21 protein-coding genes are annotated in these 18,702 nt (G+C 69.2%); 14 read left to right on the forward strand and 7 right to left on the reverse strand.

The window, feature by feature from the left end; genetic code table 11:
* Positions 1–348: 348 nt before the first annotated feature.
* Positions 349–1,167 (reverse strand): lysozyme family protein, encoded by an 819-nt coding sequence (locus tag IE307_RS45330; RefSeq protein WP_191305700.1) that lies wholly within the window; start codon positions 1,165–1,167, stop codon positions 349–351.
* A 129-nt stretch (positions 1,168–1,296) separates the two neighbouring features.
* Between IE307_RS45330 and efeU the strand changes: the two genes are divergently transcribed.
* The 3 genes from efeU to efeB are packed head-to-tail and all read left to right on the forward strand — an operon-like array spanning position 1,297 to position 4,498.
* A complete protein-coding gene (gene efeU / locus IE307_RS45335) occupies positions 1,297–2,121 on the forward strand; it encodes an iron uptake transporter permease EfeU (RefSeq protein WP_191305701.1) in 825 nt (274 codons plus the stop codon).
* Between the two features lie 17 nt (positions 2,122–2,138).
* On the forward strand, positions 2,139–3,257 hold the full coding sequence (gene efeO, locus IE307_RS45340) for an iron uptake system protein EfeO (RefSeq protein ID WP_229905670.1): 1,119 nt from the start codon (positions 2,139–2,141) through the stop codon (positions 3,255–3,257).
* Positions 3,254–4,498, forward strand: a complete 1,245-nt coding sequence (efeB, locus tag IE307_RS45345) for an iron uptake transporter deferrochelatase/peroxidase subunit (RefSeq protein ID WP_191305702.1) — start codon at positions 3,254–3,256, stop codon at positions 4,496–4,498. Before efeO ends, efeB begins: the two co-directional genes overlap by 4 nt.
* Position 4,499: 1 nt before the next feature.
* Here the strand turns inward: efeB and IE307_RS45350 are convergent, their stop codons facing one another.
* The 4 genes from IE307_RS45350 to IE307_RS45365 form a co-directional block, all read right to left on the reverse strand.
* Positions 4,500–4,871, reverse strand: a complete 372-nt coding sequence (locus IE307_RS45350) for a tetratricopeptide repeat protein (RefSeq protein WP_191305703.1) — start codon at positions 4,869–4,871, stop codon at positions 4,500–4,502.
* Positions 4,872–4,881: 10 nt separating this feature from the next.
* Positions 4,882–5,775, reverse strand: coding sequence for a DMT family transporter (locus tag IE307_RS45355; protein WP_191305704.1), 894 nt, complete (start codon positions 5,773–5,775; stop codon positions 4,882–4,884).
* A gap of 116 nt (positions 5,776–5,891) precedes the next feature.
* Positions 5,892–6,653 (reverse strand): nucleotidyl transferase AbiEii/AbiGii toxin family protein, encoded by a 762-nt coding sequence (locus IE307_RS45360; protein ID WP_191305705.1) that lies wholly within the window; start codon positions 6,651–6,653, stop codon positions 5,892–5,894.
* Complete coding sequence (locus tag IE307_RS45365; RefSeq protein WP_191305706.1) at positions 6,646–7,281, reverse strand: type IV toxin-antitoxin system AbiEi family antitoxin; 636 nt, start codon at positions 7,279–7,281, stop codon at positions 6,646–6,648. The genes IE307_RS45360 and IE307_RS45365 overlap by 8 nt, the downstream gene beginning before the upstream one ends.
* Before the next feature lie 108 nt (positions 7,282–7,389).
* On the opposite strand from IE307_RS45365, the gene IE307_RS45370 reads away from it, so the two are divergent.
* Both IE307_RS45370 and IE307_RS45375 read left to right on the forward strand, forming a co-directional pair.
* Positions 7,390–8,907, forward strand: a complete 1,518-nt coding sequence (locus tag IE307_RS45370; RefSeq protein ID WP_191305707.1) for an AfsR/SARP family transcriptional regulator — start codon at positions 7,390–7,392, stop codon at positions 8,905–8,907.
* 50 nt (positions 8,908–8,957) lie between these two features.
* Positions 8,958–9,698, forward strand: coding sequence for an SDR family NAD(P)-dependent oxidoreductase (locus IE307_RS45375; protein WP_191305708.1), 741 nt, complete (start codon positions 8,958–8,960; stop codon positions 9,696–9,698).
* On the opposite strand, the gene IE307_RS45380 is transcribed toward IE307_RS45375, so the two are convergent.
* Positions 9,695–10,384 carry an alpha/beta fold hydrolase gene (locus tag IE307_RS45380; RefSeq protein ID WP_191305709.1) on the reverse strand — a complete coding sequence of 230 codons (690 nt, stop codon included), beginning with the start codon at positions 10,382–10,384 and terminating at the stop codon, positions 9,695–9,697. The two genes, IE307_RS45375 and IE307_RS45380, sit on opposite strands and share 4 nt — an antisense overlap.
* 15 nt (positions 10,385–10,399) lie before the next feature.
* Between IE307_RS45380 and IE307_RS45385 the strand changes: the two genes are divergently transcribed.
* Positions 10,400–11,617 carry a cytochrome P450 gene (locus tag IE307_RS45385; RefSeq protein ID WP_191305710.1) on the forward strand — a complete coding sequence of 406 codons (1,218 nt, stop codon included), beginning with the start codon at positions 10,400–10,402 and terminating at the stop codon, positions 11,615–11,617.
* Here IE307_RS45385 and IE307_RS45390 read toward each other — a convergent pair.
* Positions 11,614–12,129 (reverse strand): YbhB/YbcL family Raf kinase inhibitor-like protein, encoded by a 516-nt coding sequence (locus IE307_RS45390; protein ID WP_191305711.1) that lies wholly within the window; start codon positions 12,127–12,129, stop codon positions 11,614–11,616. The genes IE307_RS45385 and IE307_RS45390 overlap by 4 nt on opposite strands.
* A 74-nt stretch (positions 12,130–12,203) precedes the next feature.
* On the opposite strand from IE307_RS45390, the gene IE307_RS45395 reads away from it, so the two are divergent.
* From IE307_RS45395 to IE307_RS45430, 8 genes are all read left to right on the forward strand, one after another.
* The gene (locus IE307_RS45395) at positions 12,204–12,842 is read left to right on the forward strand and encodes a GntR family transcriptional regulator (protein ID WP_191305775.1); all 639 of its coding nucleotides are present in this window, start codon (positions 12,204–12,206) and stop codon (positions 12,840–12,842) included.
* Between the two features lie 24 nt (positions 12,843–12,866).
* Entirely contained in the window at positions 12,867–13,697 is an 831-nt protein-coding gene (locus tag IE307_RS45400; RefSeq protein WP_191305712.1) for a hypothetical protein, read from the forward strand.
* 168 nt (positions 13,698–13,865) lie between these two features.
* Positions 13,866–15,152 (forward strand): phosphopyruvate hydratase, encoded by a 1,287-nt coding sequence (eno, locus tag IE307_RS45405; RefSeq protein WP_191305713.1) that lies wholly within the window; start codon positions 13,866–13,868, stop codon positions 15,150–15,152.
* 142 nt (positions 15,153–15,294) lie between these two features.
* Entirely contained in the window at positions 15,295–15,660 is a 366-nt protein-coding gene (locus IE307_RS45410) for an FtsB family cell division protein (protein ID WP_191305714.1), read from the forward strand.
* Positions 15,642–16,139 carry a DUF501 domain-containing protein gene (locus IE307_RS45415; protein ID WP_191305776.1) on the forward strand — a complete coding sequence of 166 codons (498 nt, stop codon included), beginning with the start codon at positions 15,642–15,644 and terminating at the stop codon, positions 16,137–16,139. Before IE307_RS45410 ends, IE307_RS45415 begins: the two co-directional genes overlap by 19 nt.
* A 152-nt stretch (positions 16,140–16,291) precedes the next feature.
* Positions 16,292–17,572 carry a lytic transglycosylase domain-containing protein gene (locus tag IE307_RS45420; protein WP_191305715.1) on the forward strand — a complete coding sequence of 427 codons (1,281 nt, stop codon included), beginning with the start codon at positions 16,292–16,294 and terminating at the stop codon, positions 17,570–17,572.
* 79 nt (positions 17,573–17,651) lie between these two features.
* Positions 17,652–18,095 carry an SUKH-3 domain-containing protein gene (locus IE307_RS45425; RefSeq protein ID WP_191305716.1) on the forward strand — a complete coding sequence of 148 codons (444 nt, stop codon included), beginning with the start codon at positions 17,652–17,654 and terminating at the stop codon, positions 18,093–18,095.
* 49 nt (positions 18,096–18,144) lie between these two features.
* A complete protein-coding gene (locus IE307_RS45430) occupies positions 18,145–18,702 on the forward strand; it encodes a GNAT family N-acetyltransferase (RefSeq protein ID WP_191305717.1) in 558 nt (185 codons plus the stop codon).

Here is an 18,702-nt window from a genome sequence, read left to right on the forward strand (position 1 = left end):
CCTTCGGCATCGCTGGCTGGTGGGTGCTGGCCGTGACCTTGTGGTCTGACTGCTCGCCTTCGGCTTCGCGGGAGTGTCAGACCTCGTCGCTAGGTTGGGTCGCGGGGGATGCAACTTCAGGGGGTACCTCTGCGCGAGCCTGCCTTGCCCAGCCGAGCCTGCTTTGCCCAGCCGAGCCTGCTTTGCCCAGCCGAGCCTGCTTTGCCCAGCCGAGCCTGCTTTGCCCAGCCGAGCCTGCTTTGCCCAGCCGAGCCTGCTTTGCCCAGCCGAGCCTGCCTTGTGCCAGCGAGCCTGCCCAGCCCTGCCGCCCTGTTGCTGGCGCACCCCGGCGCGAGCCCGTCTGTCTGGCTACTGCGGCACGCTCGCCCGTGCATAAGCGTCAGCGCCGCTGAACACGTTCTGGCCGTACTCCACGGAGTTGTTGTACGCCAGCACGGCCGCCCACCAGCCCTGGCCCGTGCCCAGGTCGCGGGCGCCGCCCCCGCAGAGGTAGCGGGCCGCGGTGAGGGCCGCGTCGTCGATGTTCTGGGGGTCTGCGGGGAGGCCGTCGCCTGCTGCGCGTTTTGCCCAGCGGTTCCAGGTGCCCGGGATGAACTGCATCGGGCCGACGGCCCGGTCCCACGTGGTGTCGGTGTCCAGGCGGCCGCCGTCGGTGTCTGGGATCGCCTTGACGCCGGGGCCGCCGTCGAGGGGGATGCCGATGATCGGGCGGGACGGCAGGCCGTTCTCCTGGAGGCGGGCGCCGTTGATGTTGCCGTGGTGCGACTCGATGCGGCCGATGCCCGCGAGGGTGGCCCAGCTGATTCGGCAGGCCGGGGCTTCTTGTTGCATCGCCAGGTCTGCTGAGGCGTAGGCGTGGAGGGCGCGGGTGGGGATGTCGGTCTTCGACGCCACTCGGGTCGCCCAGTCGGAGAGCGGGTTGGCGGTCTCCGTGGTGTTCGGGGTGGCGGCGTTGCCCGGGGCCGCTGCGCCTGGTTCCACCTGCTGGATGGGGACCAGGAACGGGGGTGGGCCCAGGGGGGCCGCGTCCCTGCGGTTGAGGGCGCCGAGGCCCCAGGCGCCTGCGGCGACCACGACGATGAGCAGGAGCACCAGGACGATGCGGCCTGCGATGTTGCCTGAGCGGTTGCGGCGGGCGGGTTCCTGGACGGACGGCGGCGGGACCACGGCACCCAGGCTACGTGCTTTCCCGAGGTGCTTGCCGCGTGAAGCGTGACGAAGACGGCACCGGCGGCGTCTGGACATTCAGGTGAGGCTTACCTTAAATAGGGCGACCTAATTTTCGGAGGCGCCGGGATGTTGTTCACCAATGGGCTCATCGGGCTGCGCGAAGGGCTTGAAGCGGCGCTCGTGGTGAGCATCCTGGTCGCATTCTTGGTGAAGACGGGCAGAAGGTATGCCCTCAAATGGGTTTGGGTCGGTGTTGCAACCGCTGTGGCACTGTCCGTAGCGGCTGGGGCCGTGATCACGTTCAGTGCTGCCGGCATGACGTTTGAGCAGCAGGAAGCGTTCGGCGGGACGATGTCGATCATTGCGGTCGCTTTCGTCACGGGAATGATCTTCTGGATGCGCCGGGCGGCCAAGACGATTGCGGCCGAGTTGCGTGGCAAAATGGACGAAGCGCTCAAAATCGGACCATTTGCCATCGTTCTCGTGTCCCTTTTGTCCGTTGGTCGGGAAGGGCTCGAGACGGCGGTCTTCTTCTATTCCAGTGTGCAGGCCGCTGGAGGGGGAACGGCGGAGCCGCTCATCGGTTTTCTGGGCGGGATCCTGGTCGCCGTGGTGATCGCCGCGCTGCTGTACCAGGGGGCGATCCGGTTCGACCTCGGCAAGTTCTTCACGGTGACGGGTGTGCTGCTCGTGTTCGTGGCGGCCGGGGTGCTCAGCTACGGCATCCACGACCTGCAGGAGGCCGCGTTCCTGCCGGGGCTGAACACGCTGGCCTTCGACGTGAGCGACACCCTGCCGGAGGACTCCTGGTACGGGGCGCTGCTCAAGGGCTTCTTCAACTACTCGCAGCGCACGTCCGTGCTGCAGGCCATCGCGTGGGTCGCCTACGTCGGGGTCGTTCTGTCGCTGTTCCTCATCCGGCCGCGCCGTCGCGCCGCCGTGGCCAACTGAAGATCACTGGAGCAACCGTGCGCAAGGCAGCAGTCATCCTGGGTTCTCTCGCTGTGCTGGCGGCGTGCAGCAGCAACGGCGGCACGACCGGGGCGAGCGGGAACATCGCGGTCGAGGCGAGCGACGACGCGTGCAAGGTCGCGAAGACCGAGGCGGGCACCGGCAACGTCACGTTCGAGGTGACCAACAAGGGCACCAAGGTCACCGAGTTCTACCTCTACGCCGAGGGCGACCGGATCCTCGGCGAGGTCGAGAACATCGGGCCCGGTCTCAGCCGCAAGCTGATCGTCGAGGTCACGGAGTCCGGTAAGTTCCAGACCGCGTGCAAGCCCGGCATGAAGGGCGACGGCATCCGCGGCGACTTCACGGTCACCGGTGACGCCAAGAAGTCGACCGACGGCAACGCGTTGCTGGCCGAGGCGACCAAGAGCTACCAGCGCTACGTCGGCTCGCAGGCCGACCAGCTGCTCGTCAAGACCGAGGAGTTCGTCAACGCCGTCAAGGCCAAGAAGGTCGACGACGCCAAGGCGCTCTTCCCGGTCTCGCGCGTCTACTGGGAGCGCATCGAGCCCGTCGCGGAGAGCTTCGGCGACCTCGACCCGAAGATCGACGGCCGCGAGGACGTCATCGAGGAGGGCATGGCGTTCACCGGCTACCACCGCCTCGAGAAGGACCTGTGGTCCTCCGGGTTGCAGGCCGACTCGGACAAGATCGCGGACGACCTGCTGACGAACGTCAAGGAGATCGTCGCGAAGGCCAAGGCGGTCGAGCTGACGCCGCTGCAGCTCGCGAACGGTGCCAAGGAACTGCTCGACGAGGTCGCCACCGGCAAGATCACCGGTGAGGAGGACCGCTACTCGCACACCGACCTGTGGGACTTCCGCGCGAACGTCGACGGGTCGCAGGCCGCGATCGCCGCGCTGCGTCCCGTGGTGGAGCAGAGGGACAAGGCGCTCGTGTCCACTTTGGACGAGAAGTTCAAGGCGCTCGACGAGGCCCTGGAGAAGCAGCGCAGGGGCGACGGCTTCAAGCTCTACACCGACCTGACCCAGGACGAGGTCAAGGCGCTGGCCGAGGCCGTCGACGCGCTGGGCGAGCCGGTCAGCAAGGTCGCGGAAGTGGTGTCGGCCAAGTGACGGGGGTTCCCCGCCGCAGACTGCTCGGGTTCGCGGGCGCCGGTGTGGCGCTCGCGGGCGCGGGCGCCGCCGCCGGTGTGTTCGCGACGAAGGCGTCGCCGGAGGTCGAGAACGTCGCCGCGGCGAAGGTGCCGTTCCGCGGTGACGTCCAGGCCGGCATCACCACGCCCGCCCAGGACCACATGCACTTCGTCGCGCTGGACGTGAAGACGAAGAGCCGTGACGAGCTGGTCGAGCTGCTCAAGCAGTGGACCGTCGCCGCGGAACGGATGACGGCCGGCCAGGAGGCCGCGGAGAACGGCGCTGTCGGCGGCAACGCCGAGGCGCCGCCCAAGGACACCGGCGAGGCGCTCGACCTGCCCGCGTCCGCGCTGACGATCACCATCGGCTTCGGGCCGTCGCTGTTCGACGACCGGTTCGGGCTCGCGCCGAGGCGCCCGGAACGCCTGATCGACCTGCCCCGGTTCCCGAAGGACGACCTGGACCCCGCGCGCAGCAACGGCGACATCTGCATCCAGGCCTGCGCGAACGATCCGCAGGTCGCCGTGCACGCGATCCGCAACCTGGTGCGCTTCGGCTTCGGCAAGGTGGCCGTCCGCTGGTCGCAACTCGGGTTCGGCCGCACGTCCTCGACCACGCGCGACCAGGCGACGCCGCGCAACATGTTCGGGTTCAAGGACGGCACCCGCAACATCAAGGCCGAGGACACCGACCACCTCAGGAACCACGTCTGGGTCTCGGAGGAGGACGGACCGGACTGGCTCGTCGGCGGCACGTACCTGGTGACGCGCCGGATCCGCATGCACATCGAGATCTGGGACCGCACGTCGCTGGTCGAGCAGGAGCAGATCGTCGGCCGCACCAAGGGCGAGGGCGCGCCGCTCGGGCAGAGCAGGGAGTTCGACGAACCCGACCTGCACGTCAAGGGCGCGGGCGGGGTGCCGTTGATCGGCGACATCGCGCACATCCGGCTCGCGTCGCCGGAGGCGTTGAACGGGGCGAGGATCCTGCGCCGCGGTTACAACTTCACCGACGGCTCCGACGGGCTCGGGCACCTCGACGCGGGGCTGTTCTTCGTGGCGTTCAACCGCGACTCGCGCACGCAGTTCGTGCCGATGCAGCAAGCTCTGTCCACAAAGGACGACATGATGGAGTACGTGGAGCACACCGGTTCCGGGCACTTCGCGGTGCCGCCGGGCGTCCGGGAGGGCGGGTTCTGGGGAGACGGGCTCTTCCGGTGATCTAGTTCCCCAGCGCCAGCCGGGCTTTGACCTCTCCGAGCGCTTCCTGGTACTCCGGCGACGGGTGCATGGCGACCGCCATCCGGAGCTGGGCGAGCGCCTCGGGCAGGCGCCCCTGCCGTTGCAGCGTCTTGCCGAGCGCGAACCGCGCGTAGTGGTCGCTCGGATCGAGGTCGAGGACCTTGCGGAACGCCTCTTCCGCCCGGTTGAGCTGCGCGGACCCGAGATAGGCCCGTCCGGCGAGCAGCTGCACGGACGGCGCCTCGCCTGCCTCGTCCAGCACCTGCCTCAGTTCGCGCAGCGCGTCGAGGGGCCGGCGCTGCGCCATCAACGCCTCGGCCTTCCGGAACGCCTCGAAGGTGCCGTCCGTCATTCGATCAACGTTACCCACCGCCTGCGCGTTCTTCGACTGCCGTCCGGGCGACAGAACTCGAAGGTGTGGAGGTGCCGAGCCAGCACGCTCCGAAACCGAGCACCAGCCCGGCCACCACGCCGGCCGCCGGCACCTGCCCGAGCAACGGCCACGCGATCAACGCCGTGACGGACGGGACCACAGAGGACAGCGCGGTCATCGCCGCCGCCCCACCCTCCCGGACGCCGACGAGGAACAGCGACGCCCCGCCCATCGAGTTGACCAGCACCAGGAACACCAGCGTCAGCCAGAGCTGCCGCCAGTCGGTCACGGGGGAGCCCTCGGTCAGCGCCAGCAGCCCCACCACCGGCGCCGACACGGCGTGCTGCACGGCGTTGGCGCTGCGGAAGTCCGTGTCCCGGCAGAACTTCTGCTGGTACACGCCACCCGCGACGAACCCCAGCATGCCGAGCACGGTGAACGCTCCACCGGTCCCGAACGACCCGAGCCGGTCCCACAACGCCGCCAGCACCGCCGCGACGCCGAGCACCAGTCCGGCGACCTGCCTCGGTCCAATTCGGACGCGGAACACCCAGGCGGCCACCACGGCCGTGAGCACCGGCGTGCACGAGATCACCAACGCCGTCGTCGCCGCCGGCACCCCCATCCGCAGCCCGAGGTACACGCCGGAGAACTGGCACGCCTGCACCAGCAACCCGGCCACGCACGTGTGCGCGAGCTGCCGCCCGCGCGGCCAGCTCGCGGTGGTGACGAGGGCGACCACCGCCATCAGGGCCGCGGCGATCGCGAACCGGATCGTGGTCATCAGGAACGGCGGCGCCACGGCCACGGCGAGCGCGCCGACCGGGTAACCGGAGGCCCAGACCAGCACCGTCGTGGCCGCGAAGCCGGGTTTGATCCGCACGGACCAAGCACTACCAGCCGCAGTCGTTCAGGGCGAGGTCCGCGCCTCAACAGTCCAGTGCTGCTGACGCAACGGATCAGCGCTGCTCACGAGCAGCCTGCTGACCCGTGAGACGGTTACCAGCCGACAGCTTTTCCGTACGCATCCCGCACCGCTTGCAGACACCACTGTGGTGGTGGAAGTTCGCTGGTCTGGTGTGCCAGCTGCGACTTCCAGCCCAGTCCGGACGGCAGAGAGGCGAACTCGTACTTCTGAACGGAGACGCCCGTCGCGCTGCGGACCAGTTCGGCCGCCTCTGAGGTGAGCGCACCCAACTCGGCGAGGCGGGCGAGGTCGTAGAGGTCTCGGGCGGCGTGGCGGTCCGCCCACGCGAGCGTCTTCATCGCCGCGAATGCCTGCAACGTAGGAACTTTGAGCATGACCACCGACGTGATGTCGCTGTACCTGGTCTCGATGCGAACCGTTTCGCTCGGCCAACTGGCCCAGTCCCCGTGGTCGAGCAGTTGGACTCGGACGCGGAGATTGCTCGCCGCGACGAGAACGGCCGGCTCGACCGCAGACCTCGTGGCCCGCAGTGGAGGGTCCCAGTAGGTCCTGGGGAATTCGCGGCCCAGGAGCCGTGGAAGCCGCTCGTCCAGCGCGGTCGCGACCGAGGAACGATCCGGCGTCCAGAGGTCGATGTCCTCCGACAGGCGCCCACCTGCTGCAGGATCCGCGAGATGCGTTCTCGCCAGCGCCGTTCCCCCGACGAAGAGGACGTCGGGGGCGATCTCCGGCAGGCCGGCCAGCACGTGACTGATCAGGTGGTCCCGGCGGACCTGCTCCTCCGCGACGCCGAACAGATCGGCGACCTCGGTGAGTTCCTCCAGGTCAAGCAACCGTCATCTCCTTCAGTCGCGCGAGAGCTCCCGGTCTGCGCTGATCACGTGCGAGTCCTTCGGTGACAGTCCAGTCGATCTTGCGGATGAGGGCCTGCAGGATCGACTTGGCATCGGTCTCCCCCATGCCGCCGAGTTGCGGACGGGCCGAGATGTCGAGGGCTGTCTGTTCCGGTGTGGTCATCCAGCCCGTCGTGAGTTCGGTTTCCACGCGTTCGAGGTCCAGACGGTGGACGTCGCGCTTGACGAAGACCACGTTGCCCACGTTGGTGTGCATGAGCGGCCGTTGTTTGGGCACCGCGACCACCGCTGTTCCGATCGCACGCGGCAGGGTGCCGTGCCGATGTGCCGCGGTGATGCTCATGAGGGCCACCGCGTCTCTGCCGTAGTCGGCCTGGGCCACACCGAGCGCCGCCGCCGCGAGATCGGGGCGCCAACGCGGGTCGCCGAGCCGTTCCAGCGGAGCGAGCGCGTAGTAGCCGGTGCTGATGTGGCTGAGCACGGCTTGTTCGACCAGCCTCTCGAACTCCCCGCGAGGATGCGCGTACACATCTGCGGCGTCTCTTGGACGCAACACCTTGTTGGCTCGCCTGGCCAGGCTGGTCGGAATGGTGACGCGGTCATTCATACAACCTCCGTAGGCTTGAAGCCTACTTTCATGATACTCATTCCGATCGGGGCATGCGAGGAATGCGCACAGGCGTTGTCCCGTTGCATGAGCCTGCGCTTCTCACTGATGGGTCCGGTACGAGCCTGGCGCGACGACGAGGAGATCGATCTGGGCCCGCGCCAGCAGCGGGCGGTGCTGGCGGCGTTGCTGCTGAACAACGGCATCCGGCTGGCCAACGACCAGCTGATCGGCATGGTCTGGGACGACCCGACGCCGAGCGCGGTCATGGCGTTGCGGACGTACACCTACAAGCTCCGCAAGCTGATGCCGGAGCTGGACCTGAAGGCCAAGGACGGCGGCTACCTGCTCAGGGCCGAGGTCTTCGACGACTGCCGCGACGAGCCGTTCGTGGGTCTGACCAGCACCTACTTCGAGGCGCAGCGCGTGCGCGTGGCCAACGAGCGGCTCCAGTGCCGCGAGATCCTGCTCGAACGGGAGATGGACGTCCTCGACCTGCAGAAGCACGTCGCCGCCCACCCGCTGCGGGAACGCTCGCGTGCGCTCCTGATGCGCGCGCTTTACCGCGAGGGCAGGCAGGCCGAGGCGTTGGAGCAGTTCCACGAGGTGCGCGCACTGCTGAACGACGAGCTCGGCCTCGAACCCGGCCCCGACCTGCGCGAGGTGCACGCGCAGATCCTGCGCGGCGAGCTCACCGTCCAGCGCAGGCCCGAGCAGCTGCCGCCCGACATCGACGACTTCACCGGCCGTGCCACGGAGATCGAGCAGGCGCTGCGGGCGCTGCCGCGCACGGTCGGCATCGCCGGGATGCACGGCAGCGGCAAGACCGCGCTGGCCGTGCGCATCGGGCACCTCGCCGGGGACCGGTTCCCCGACGGGCAGATCTTCGTGCGCGGGAACGACGTCGCGAACGAGCTGCTGCGCGCGGTCGGCGTGGAGAACCCGGCGGGGGACAAAGCCGCGCTGTGGCGGGAGAAGGCGCGCGGCAAGCGATTCCTGGTCGTCGTCGACGACCTGCGGGACCCGGCCTCGGTTAGGGACCTGCACGTGCCCGGTTCGGCGATGGTCCTGACGAGCGTGCGCCGCTGGAACGAACTGCCGGGCGTGACGTGGCTGAAGATCGCGGGGCTGGCCGAACCCGAGGCGCGGGAGTTCCTCGGCAAGGTCCTGGACCCGGCCAGGATCGCGGCGGAGCCGCAGCACGCGGACGACGTCCTCGCCCACGTGTCGTACATGCCGAACCCGATCCGCGTGCTCGGCGGCAAGCTCAGCTCCCGCCCGAGCTGGACCATCGCGATGCTGTTGCGGCAGATGCGACGGGAGAACCTCTTCGGCCAGGCCGTCCCGTCCGACTGCCAGGCCGTGCTGTCGTCGATGAGCAAGGCCTACCAGGAGTTGACGGAGGACGAACGGCACCTGCTCGCCTGCTTCGCCCGGCGGGACACCGAAGTGATCAACGTGTGCGAGGCCGCGGAGATGAGCGGGGGCGAGATCGGTGCGATCGAGGTCCTGCTGGAGTCGATCGCCGACGTCCACCTGATCGAACCGCTGGAGCTCGGCCGCTACCGCGTGCCCAAGTTCGTGAGGATGTACTTCGGACTCAACCTTGCCGTGCTGACCAGCTGATTCATCCGGAATTCATGGCGTGACGACGTGGCTGCGGCACCTTCGTGGACATGTCAACCAAGGATTTCGAAGGCAGGACGGCACTCGTCACCGGCGCCACCTCGGGCATCGGCCGCGCCATCGCGGTCAAGCTCGCCGAGCAGGGCGCCACCGTCTACGTCACCGGCCGCCGCGCCGAGCTCGGCAAGGAGACCGTCGAACTGATCGAGAAGGCCGGCGGCACCGGCCACTTCGTCGTCGCGGACGTCGGCGACCTCGACGACGTCCGCAAGCTCGCACGGGAGGTCGGCGAGGTCGACGTCCTCGTGAACAACGCGGGCATCTTCCCGTTCTCGCCCACCGCTGAGCAGGCCGTCGAGACCTACGACAGGGTGTTCGGCGTCAACGTCCGCGGCACGTACTTCCTCACCGCCGCCCTCGCCCCGGCGATGGTCGCCAAGGGCAGGGGCTCGATCGTCAACGTCTCGTCGGTCGCGGGCCAGCTCGGCTCGCCGATCGGGTCCGTCTACCACGCCTCGAAGGCCGCGATGGACGGCCTGACCAGGTCGTGGGCCAGCGAGTTCGGTGGTTCCGGCGTGCGCGTCAACTCCGTCGCCCCCGGTCCCATCCGCACCGAGGCGGCCATGAACGGCGACAGCGAGCTGTTCGAGGAGTTCGCCAACGTCGTGCCGCTCGGCCGCCCCGGCGAGCCCGACGAGATCGCGGAGGCCGTGGTGTTCGTGGCCTCCGACAGGGCGGGCTTCGTCAACGGCGCCGTGCTCAACGTCGACGGAGGGCTCGTCGTGGTCTAGGGGAACAGCAGGCTGATCGACGAGGGCGACTCGACGTGCACGTTGTGGCCCGCGCCGGGGAACACCACCGGCTCGGGCACCAGCTCCTTCAGGTGGTCCTGGGGGCACATCGGGTCGTTCTCGCCGGCCGCCAGCACGACGTGGGCCTGCGAGGCCATGATCAGCCCGGCCATGTCCGGCCGGCCCACGCCGAAGGCCCTCATGTCCAGCGACGGCGTCCATCCACCGTCCACTTCGGACACGCCGTGCTCGATCGGCACCCCCGCCATCTTCGACGCCCGCTCGACGGCCTCCTGCCTGGTGGCGAAGACCTTGCCCGGCTTCCCGGCGAGCGCGGCGGCCTTCGCCAGCTCCTCGTCGGTCCACTGGACCTTGATCCCCACACCGGCGCACGTGGTGACGTCGACCCCGAACCACCCGCTCGCCAGCGTCAATGCGACGACACCGCCCAGCGAGTGCCCGACGACCACGACGGGCTCCTGCGGGACGACCTTCGCGACCTCCGCCGCGATCGCGCCGAACGAGTAGCGGTCGATCCGGGGGCTCCGCCCATGACCGGGCAGGTCGGGCACCAGCCAGCTGCCGGGCCACTCGCTCACGACGTCCTGCCACACCTCGCCGGTAGCGCCCAGCCCGTGCAGCAGCACCAGCAACGGCCCGTTCCCACCACGTTCGACATGAAGCACGTCAGAATCCGTTCTATGCCCAGGACCGATGCCGACCTCATCGTCGACCCGGACACGTATACATCGGGAGTCCCGCACGACGCACTAACCCGGCTGCGTGAGAAGGACGTGGTGCGCATCGACGACTTCTGGGCGGTGTTCCGCCACGAGGACGTCCGCACGGTCCTGCGCACGCCCGCCGTCTTCTCCTCGCACCGCGGCGCCACCCAGATCCGCGACCCGCGGCCGGCCGACCTGGCCTACGTCCAGCGCATGATGCTCAACCAGGACCCGCCCTCGCACACCCGCCTGCGACGCATGCTGACCAGGGCGTTCACCCCGCGAGCAGTGGCGTTGCTGGAAGACCGCGTCCGCGCGAACGCCCGTGCCATCATCGCCTCGCCGTCCGGCGACTTCGCCCACGACGTCGCCGACCTGCCGCTGCTGACGCTGGCGGACGTGTTCGGCGTGCCGCGCCGCGACCGCGCACTGCTCTACGACTGGAGCAACCGCGTGATCGGCTTCCAGGACCCCGAGTACGCGCTGTCGTCCAGCTCCACGGCCGGCATGACCGACATGGCCCTCGAGGCTCTGTCGCTCCGCCCCGACGACGGCCGCGACCCGCGCGCACGCGACGGCATGCCCGACCTCTACGCCTACGCGCACGCCCTGGGCGCCCACAAACGCGCGCACCCGTCCGACGACGTGGTCAGCAACCTCATGCGGGAAGACCTCTCGCTGGAGGAGTTCGAGAACCTCTTCTGGCTGTTCTCCGTGGCGGGCAACGAAACCCTGCGCAACGGCATCCCCGGAGGCATGATCGCCCTGCTCTCGCACCCTCGCGAGTACGAACGGCTGCGCGCCGACCGAACGCTCCTCCCCCTTGCGGTGGAGGAGATGCTGCGGTGGTGGACGCCCGTCATGCACTTCCGCCGGACCTGCGTGCGCGACACCTCGTTGTCCGGCCAGGAGATCAGGGCGGGGGACAAGGTCGTCGTCTGGTTCTCGTCCGCCAACCGCGACGAGCGGGTGTTCAGCTCGCCCGACCGTTTCGACGTGGGGCGGCGGGAGGCCGATCACCTGAGCTTCGGGCACGGCCCGCACTTCTGCCTGGGGGCGCAGCTGGCGCGGACGCAGATGCGGGCCGTGTTCGACGCCGTGCTGGACCTCCCTGGCCTGCTGGAGCTCGACGGCGAGGTCAGCAGGCTCCGGTCGAACTTCCAGAACGGCGTGAAACACCTGCCCGTGCGCTAGGCAGGGGTCTCCGCCGTGGCGACCAGCACCGCGCGGCCGAGGACGTGCGCGCACATCAGGAACCCGAGCAGCGCCGGAGTGCCGTCGGCCGGCACCCCGATCGACTCGACGCCGAGGGCGTGCACGACGACGAAGTAGCGGTGCTCGCCGTGCCCGGCGGGCGGCGCGGCGCCGACGAACCGCGCGAGGCGGGCGTCGTTGGGCAGCTGGAACGCGCCCTCCGGCAGGCCGGACCCGATGTCGTCGCCCGCACCCTCGGCCAGTTCGGTGCAGGTCGCGGGGATGTCGGCGACCGCCCAGTGCCAGAACCCGGACCCGGTGGGGGCGTCGGGGTCGTAGACGGTGACGGCGTAGCTCTTGGTGCCCTCGGGCGCTCCGCTCCAGCTCAGCTGTGGGGAGACGTCCTTTCCGGAGAGCTGCTCGGGCGGCCAGGCGGCGCCGTCGGCGACCGAGGTGCTGGTGACGGTGAAGCTGGCGGCCTCGGGGAGGCGGGCGAACGGGTCGTTGCTCATGTGATCGACGATAACACAGATAATCGATTATCTGATGGATCGTCTATGCTCCAGAGGTGACGACAGGCAAGCCGATGCTCTCCGAGCAGGTGTACGGGCGTTTGCGGGACGCGATCATGCATGGAGCCCACGCACCCGGTGACGCCCTCAAGCCGCAGGACCTGGCCAAGGAACAGGGCGTGAGCCTGGCCGTCGTGCGCGAGGCGCTGGTCCGCCTGGTCGGCGAGGGCCTGGCCGACCGCCTGCCCAACCGCGGCTTCGCCGTCCCCGCCTTCTCCGACCGCCGCTGGCAGGAGATCACCGAGGCGCGCCTCGCCGTCGAACCCGTCCTGCTCCGCATGGCGATCGAGCGCGGCGACGTCGACTGGGAAGCGCGCGTCCGGGCTGCCCACCACCGCCTCGCGCGCACGCCGGCGTTCGTGGAGGGTGAAGGCGAGTACTACAGCGACGCGTGGTCCGAAGCCCACCGCGCCTTCCACCGCACACTGCTGGAGGGGTGCGGCAACCAGGTCCTGCTGGAGACCTTCGACCGGCTGTGGACCGCGAGTGAACTGGCCCGCCGGTTCTCGGCTCGGCGCACCGCCGAGCGGGACCACGTCGGCGAGCACCGGATGCTGGAGGAGGCGGCTCTGGCGCGGGACGCCGACGCGGCCGCGGCGGTGCTGGCCCGGCACCTGTCGCTGACGGCGGCGGGACTGGTCGACGCCGGCTGATCGACCCGCCTGTGAAGATGTGCCATGGGGATCGATCAACTGTCCGACGCGGGATGGCCGACCGGTGGGAACAGGCCGCTGCTGGTGATGCTCTTCAGTCCGGAGGAGTTGGCGGAGCGGTTCGGGCTCGCCTTCGTCGACGACGCCGACGACCTCGGTCCGTTGAAACTCGCCGTGGTGCAGGGCTCGTTCGGGATCGCGGGCCTGATCAGGTACGCCGACTCGCCGTTCGCGGGAACGACCGTGTTCGTCGAGGACGCCGCTGATCTCGAACTGTCCCACCGGACTGTGGTGAGCGAGTTCGGGCTGACGAGTTCGGACATCGGCTGGGCGGTGCGTTCCGCGGGCCTTCTCGACGTCGTGCGGGACAGCGCGCGCCTGCGTGAACTGCTGGCGATCATCGAGTTCGACGTGGCTCGCACCGAGGTCGAAGGCCCCGTGTCGATCGAGTCGGGGCTGGCGCTCGAACCCGTGGCCGGCGACTTCACCGGAGGGCGCTTCTACCTGTGCGGCGACGCGGGCGGGGAGCGGCAGGTCCTCTACGCGAGTTCGGAAGGGCAAGCCGGTCTCATCGCGAGCAACCTCCGTGAAGCTCTCCAGTTGATCGTAGGACTGCCCGCCTGGCGCGACTGCTTGACCTTCGCGAACGGCGGAAGCCTTGAGGCGATGGCAGATGCGGCACGACGCCGGCAATCCGGCCAGGTGTCGCCTGCGGCTCGGGAGGCCGCGGAGCTCCTCTCCCTCGACCTCCCCGCGCAAGACGTGTTGCTGAGCCGCTTGCACGCCGCCGCGAGTCGTTCCGCACCCGAGTTCGTCTTCCGGGACGACACTGGTGAGCACGAGGGCCTGTTCTGATCGCACACCGATGTTCCGGGAGGGATGTGCGGCAGGTAGGGCGTCTGGCACGATTCAGACGACAGGCGCGGGGGCACCACTGTGATCTGACGGTGTCGAGCCCCAGCCGGTCACCTGGCCCAAGTAGGCTCGTCGCGAGACGAGACGCAGGAGAAACAGGGAGCGCAAGTGGCGGTCATCGAGCAGGTCGGAGCACGCGAGATCCTGGATTCTCGCGGCAACCCCACCGTCGAGGTCGAGGTGGCGCTGGACGACGGCACGCTGGAGCGTGCGGCTGTTCCGTCGGGTGCTTCGACCGGTGAGCACGAGGCGGTGGAGCTGCGGGACGGCGACGCCAAGCGGTACCTGGGCAAGGGCGTCGAGCGCGCGGTCACCGCGGTGCTGGACGAGATCGGGCCCGAGCTGGTCGGCATCGAGGCCGTCGAGCAGCGCGTGGTCGACCAGAAGCTCGTCGACCTGGACGGCACGCCGGACAAGGGGCGTCTTGGCGCCAACGCGATCCTCGGTGTGAGCCTCGCGGTCGCGAAGGCGGCGGCGACCTCGAGCGGCCTGGAGCTGTTCCGCTACATCGGCGGACCGAACGCGCACGTGCTCCCGGTGCCGATGCTGAACATCCTCAACGGTGGCTCACACGCCGACACCGACGTGGACATCCAGGAGTTCATGATCGCGCCGATCGGCGCGGAGACGTTCCGCGAGGGCCTGCGCTGGGGCACCGAGGTCTACCACTCGCTGAAGTCCGTGCTGAAGAGCAAGGGTCTCGCGACGGGCCTGGGTGACGAGGGCGGCTTCGCGCCGAACCTCGGCAGCAACCGCGACGCGCTCGACCTCATCCTCGAGGCCATCGAGAAGGCCGGTTACCGCGCCGGTCGCGACATCGCGCTCGCGCTCGACGTGGCCGCCACCGAGTTCTTCTCGGACGGCGCCTACTCGTTCGAGAACACCAAGCGCTCCGCCGAGCAGATGATCGGCTACTACTCGGAGCTCGTCCGCGACTACCCGATGGTCTCCATCGAGGACCCGCTGTCCGAGGACGACTGGGACGGCTGGGTCCAGATGACCGCCGAGCTGGGCGAGAAGGTCCAGATCGTCGGCGACGACCTGTTCGTCACGAACCCGGAGCGTCTCGAGGAGGGCATCTCCCGCCGCGCCGCCAACGCGCTGCTGGTGAAGGTCAACCAGATCGGCACGCTGTCCGAGACGCTCGACGCGGTCTCGCTGGCCACGTCGTACGGCTACAAGTCGATGATGTCGCACCGTTCCGGCGAGACCGAGGACACGACCATCGCCGACCTCGCCGTCGCGACCGGTGCCGGCCAGATCAAGACCGGTGCTCCGGCGCGTGGTGAGCGCACCGCGAAGTACAACCAGCTCCTGCGCATCGAGGAGAGCCTCGGCGACGCGGCGCGCTACGCGGGCGAGCTCGCGTTCCCGCGCTACACGCCGGAGAGCTGAGAGGCTGTAGAGCATGGCCGAGCGCGCGCGTCGTCCCCGTCGCCCCCGCGAAGAGCGGGAGGCGCGACCCGCACGCGCGCGCAAACCACCCCGTCCGAAGGCGCCGTCTCGGCGCAGTGAGGGCACGGGTGGGGCCTTCGGGATGACCGGTACGCGGCGGGCCGCGATGTTCGCGATGGTGCTGTGCGCACTGGCGTTGAGCATCGCGGTCCCGTTGCGGACCTACCTCTCGCAGCGCGACGAGCTGCGGGACGTGGGGGCCGAGCAGCAGAAGCTGCGCGAGACGGTCGCCGCGCTGGAGAAGCGCAAATCAGAGCTGAGCGACCCGGCGTACGTGGAGATCGAGGCGCGCAAGCGGCTGCACTGGGTGCGGCCCGGCGAGACGCCCTACATCGTTCAACTGCCGGGTGACGAGAGTCGCAACACAGAAACGGAGAGGCCGTCGGGCAAGCAGGCGGCACAAGGGTCTTGGTACGAGGAACTGTGGGAATCGGTGACGCACAAGTAAGTGCTGCTGACCTGGAAACGGTCGCTCAGCAGCTCGGCCGCACGCCGCGCGGGACACGTGCGATCGCCTCGAGGTGCCCCAGCGGGCACCCGAACGTCGTGCAGACGGCCCCGCGGCTGCCTGACGGGACACCGTTCCCGACGCTGTACTACCTGACCTGCCCCAAGCTGAACTCGCTGGTCAGCACGCTCGAAGGCGGCGGGCTGATGAAGGAGCAGCAGGAGCGCCTGGCGACGGACGCCGACCTCGCCGCCGCCTACCAGCGCGCGCACGAGGCGTACCTCGCGGAGCGCGACGCCATCGAGTCGCTGGGCACCCAGGTCACCGCGGGCGGCATGCCGGTGCGGGTCAAGTGCCTGCACGTGCACGTCGCGCACGCCCTCGCGAAGGGCCCCGGCGTGAACCCCATGGGCGACGAGGCGCTGGCGATCCTGGGCGAGCAGGGGCTGTGGCCGGCAGGTGAATGCTCGGCGAGTTAACGGTCAACGGAACCGAACACACGCTTCACTCCGTCTTGGGTACACCTAGGCTTCGTAGTGGGGCAGGGTGGGACAGGTCACCGACTGGGGCATTCGCCGTAATGGCAGGACGGCGAGCCGCGATGACACACGAGAGGTGAGTATTCGTGGCAATGGCCAAACTGCGTGGACCGTCGGCGTTGAGCCCTAGGCAAAAGGGCTTCGCCGTCGCTGCGCTGGCTGCGATGCTCGCCCCCGCGATGATCGTCGGGACCAAGCTCGTCGACTGGGTCAACCTCTCGAAGCACAACGACATCGCTGTCTCGTTAGGCCCCGCCGACGTCTTCAGCGCCCTGCACCGAGACCCGGCCGAGCTCGGTGCCGCAGGCCGCCTGCCGCTGTCCGAGGAGCTGAGCGCCGCGCTGCTCGCCGACCTCGAGGACGGCGATCTCGACCTCGGCGACATCGACGAGGGCAACCTGCTCGACGGTTTCCCCGGCCAGCACGGCATTCCCGGCATCATGGTGGAGGCCTACCTCCGCGCCGAGGACAAGATGGCCGAGCTCGTGCCCGGCTGCAACCTCGACTGGTACCTGCTCGCGGGCATCGGCAAGGTCGAGTCGAACCACGCCAACAACGGCCGCGTCAACGCCGTCGGCGACGCCACCCCCAAGATCCTCGGCCCCGTCCTCAACGGCGCCCCCGGCATGGCCGCGATCCGCGACACCGACGGCGGCCGCCTCGACGGCGACACGACCTGGGACCGCGCGGTCGGCCCGATGCAGTTCATCCCGTCGACGTGGGCGAGCTTCGGCGGCGACCTGAACGACGACGCCAACGTCAACCCGAACAACATCTACGACGCCGCCCTGGGCGCCGGCCGCTACCTCTGCGCGGGCGGCGGCGACCTGACCAAGCAGGCCGACAGGGCCGCGGCCGTCTTCCGCTACAACCACTCCACGTCGTACGTCGAGACGGTCCTCAAGTGGGCCAAGGAGTACAGCGAGAACGTCGACACGTTGCCGCCGCTGACGGACATCGGCAACGACCAGCAGAACCCGGCGCCGGGCACCCCCGACCCCGGCACGCCGACGAACCCGCCGACCACCACGACGCCGCCGACGACCACGACCACGACGACCACCACGACGACGCCGAACTGCCCGACCACGACGACGTCCACGTCGACCACCACCTCCACGACGACGCCGACGTCCACCACAACCACGACGCCGCCGCCGTCCACCTGCACGACGACGACCACGACGACGCCGACCACTACGACCACCACTACGACCACGACCACCACCACCACCACCACCACGACGACGACGGTTCCGCCGGCGCAGACGTCGTCTTCGACTCCGGTCCAGTCGTCGTCGCAGGCCCCGTCGAGCAACAGCAGCTCCGTGGCGTCGAACCCGCCGGCGATCATCACGAGCACGCCCAGCTAGACGGCGTGCCGGGTTGGAACGATTCCAACCCGTACCTCCTGCGGCACGATTCGGGCAGAAACGTTGGAGTGAAAGCACCATGAGCCCGAGGTTCGCCCCGGACGTCGAGAACAGGCTGACGCGCGCCGGCTGGTTCCCCGGCCGCAAGGTCGACACCGAGTCGTGGCGTGGCCGGCTGGAGGAGGAGGGCTTCGTCTTTCCCCAAGCGGTCCTGCGGTTCCTCGAAGAGTTCGACGGCCTCTACATCGAGCACGACGGACCAGCGGCCGACGTCGGACGGTACCCGGTCGAGTTCAACCCCGTTCTCGCGGTCGGCGAGGCCGACAGGTTCGCGGAATGGGGAGCGGACGTCGGCCGGACCATCGCGCCACTCGGCGAGTTCGAGCGTGGCCAGTTCTTCCTCGGCATGGACGAGACCGGCGAGATCTACCACGTCAGCAACTGGGTGGCGCGGTACGGCGTCGGCGACGCCGGCCTGGAAAGGCTGCTGCTCGGCCACAGCGGCGAGGAGCTCCCGCTCTGACGGCCGTAAATCAGGTGGCGCGGAGCGCGGTCCTTGGCAGGGTGCGGGTGTGCTCAAGCCTGACTACCCGCTGAAGACCGCCCGCCTGCTCCTGCGCCCCTTCGAACCGGGCGACCTCGACGACTTCTACGCCTACCGGTCCCGCCCGGACGTCTTCCGCTACCTCTACGACGAGTCCGTCACCCGCGAGGAGTGCGCGGAGCTGCTGACCAAGCTGGTCGCCGACAGCGAGCTGAGGAGCGAGGGCCAACGGCTCGCGCTGGCCGTCCACCTGCCCGAAGCGGACAGGGTCATCGGCAGCGCCTTCCTGAAGTGGCGCAGCGTGAAAGACCGCCAGGGCGAGATCGGCTACAGCCTCCACCCCGACTTCCAGGGCCGCGGCTACGCCTCTGAGGCAGCGGGGAAGATGCTCGAACTCGGGTTCGACGGCCTCGGCCTGCACCGGATCGTGGCGGAGTGCGATCCGCGCAACGAGCCGTCGTGGCGGCTGATGGAACGGCTCGGCATGCGCCGCGAGGCCCACTTCCGCGAGCTGGAGGTCTTCAAGGGCGAGTGGGGCGATCTCTTCGTGTACGCGATGCTTGCCGAAGAACATCGGAACCACTGA

It is taken from the genome of Lentzea cavernae (assembly GCF_014653695.1).
Taxonomy (GTDB): domain Bacteria; phylum Actinomycetota; class Actinomycetes; order Mycobacteriales; family Pseudonocardiaceae; genus Lentzea; species Lentzea cavernae.